The 2,112-nt window shown below is 74.0% G+C and carries 2 protein-coding genes; both read right to left on the reverse strand.

All coding sequences use genetic code 11. The features are described from left to right. Positions 1-1,411: condensation domain-containing protein (locus tag ABT048_RS41590; RefSeq protein ID WP_350526853.1), on the reverse strand; the 1,411-nt coding region annotated here is incomplete at its 3' end. Next, positions 1,408-2,112 (reverse strand): phosphopantetheine-binding protein (locus ABT048_RS41595; RefSeq protein ID WP_350526854.1); only part of this gene is annotated, 705 nt, incomplete at its 5' end. The genes ABT048_RS41590 and ABT048_RS41595, both read right to left, overlap by 4 nt.

Raw genomic sequence — 2,112 nt, forward strand, 5'->3', positions numbered from 1 at the left:
ACCGCACGAACCGACCCGCAAACCCCTCCACCGACACCCGATCGAACAAGGCGGAGGCAAACTCCACCTGCCCCCGCAACCCACCACCCACGGTGGTCTCGATCTGCATCGCGAGATCGAACTTCGCGGTCCGCCAGGGAAGTTCGACGACCTCGGTGTCGATCCCGGGCAGGTTGAGCAGCCCCTCGACGGACTCGTGCAGGGTGAAGGCGACCTGGAACAGCGGGGTGCGCGAGGTGTCGCGCTCGGGGCTCAGCTCGTCCACCAGCCGGGCGAACGGCACCTCCTGGTGGTCGAAGGCGTCGAGCACGGTCGTCCGGACGGAGTCCAGCAGCTCGGCGAACGACGGCTCGCCCGTCCACTGCTCGCGCAGCACCAGGGTGTTGACGCCGTACCCGATCATCCGGGCGAGCTCCGGGCGGTTGCGCTCGGAGACGACGGTGCCGACCGCGATGTCCTCCCGGCCGGTGTGCCGGGCGAGCGCCACGTCGAAGGCGGCCAGCAGCGTGGTGAAGAGGGTGACGCCCCGCTCCTTGGAATAGGCGTCCAGCCGCTGGGCCAGCGCCGCGGGAACCTCCAGCGGAACGGCCGCGCCGCGCCAGTCGCGCACCGCCGGCCGGGGCCGGTCGGCGGGCAGCTCCAGCGGCTCCAGCCCGGCCAGCCGCTCCCGCCAGTAGCCGAGCAGCCGGTCCAGCTCGTCCCCGGTGACCCGGTCCCGCTGCCAGGCCGCGAAGTCCGCGTACTGCACCGGCAGCGGAGCCAGCGGCGACGCCTGGCCGGCGGTGAACGCGCCGTACAGCGCGCCCAGTTCCTCCTCGAACACCCGGGTCGACCACGCGTCGCAGGCGATGTGGTGGAACACCACGACCAGCAGGTGGTCGTCCTCGGCGAGCCGGATCAGCGAGCCGCGCACCGGCCACTGCGCGGCCAGGTCGAAGGGCTCCGCCACGGCGGCCTCGGCCAGCTCGGTGGCGCGTGCCTCGCGCTCGTCGGCGGGCAGGCCGGTGAGGTCGGTCAGCGGGAGGTCGAGCGGCGCGGCCGGGTCGATCAGCTGGACGGGCCGGCCGTCCGCCAGGCCGTACCGGGTGCGCAGGACCTCGTGCCGGTCCAGCAGCTCCTGCCAGGACCGGTCCAGGGCCCCGCGGTCGAGCGGGCCGCGGAGCCGGCGCAGCAGCGGGACGAGGTACTCCGGGCTGGTCGGGTCCAGCCGGTGCAGGAACCAGAGCTGCTGCTGGCCGAAGGTGAGCGGCAGGGCGGCGGACCGGTCGGCCCGGGGGATGGCGGTGCGGCCGCCGCCCGCGCGGCCGGCGGCCCGGCGGCGCAGCAGCTCGGCCCGCAGCTGCTCGGTGCTGACGTCGTCGGCGGCGTCCTGGCGCCGGCTGTCCCGTCGCTGGCTGTCTGCGGCGCTCATGCTTTCGTCTCCTCGGCGTCCATGGTGCCGTTCGCGTTCACCGCGGAGTCGCCGGTCTGCGACAGCTCCGCCCTGAGCCTTGCCTCGACCTGGTCGGCCATCCGGGCCACGGTCGGCTGGTCGAACACCTGCCGTACCGGAAGGTCGATGTCGATCGCTTCCTGCACCTGGGACACCAGGCGCAGGGCCAGCAGCGAGTTGCCGCCGAGGTCGAAGAAGTTGTCGTGGGCGCCGACCCGCTCGATGCCCAGGACGTCCGCCCACACCGCCGCGACGAGCTCCTCCACCGGTCCGTCGGGGGCCACGAACTCCCCGCCCAGGGCCAGGGCACGCCCGTCCGGGGCGGGCAGGGCGCGCTTGTCGAGCTTGCCGTTGGCGGTCAGCGGGAAGGCGTCGAGCTCCACGAAGGCCGCCGGCACCATGTAGGAGGGCAGCTGCTCCGCCACCCGGGCCCGCAACCGGACACCGTCCGACCCGGCGCCCGCCGATCCCGCGTCGGCCGATCCCGCGTCCGCCGGCACCACGTACGCGACCAGCCGGCGCTCACCCGGCACGTCCTCCCGGGCCAGCACCACGGCGTCCCGCACCGCCTCGTCCTGGGCGATCACGGCGGCGATCTCGCCGAGTTCGATGCGGTAACCGCGGATCTTCACCTGGTCGTCGATCCGGCCGACGAACTCCAGCGAACCGTCGGCCATCCG

Origin of the sequence: Kitasatospora sp. NPDC096140 (assembly GCF_040303045.1) — a bacterium.
Classification (GTDB): domain Bacteria; phylum Actinomycetota; class Actinomycetes; order Streptomycetales; family Streptomycetaceae; genus Kitasatospora.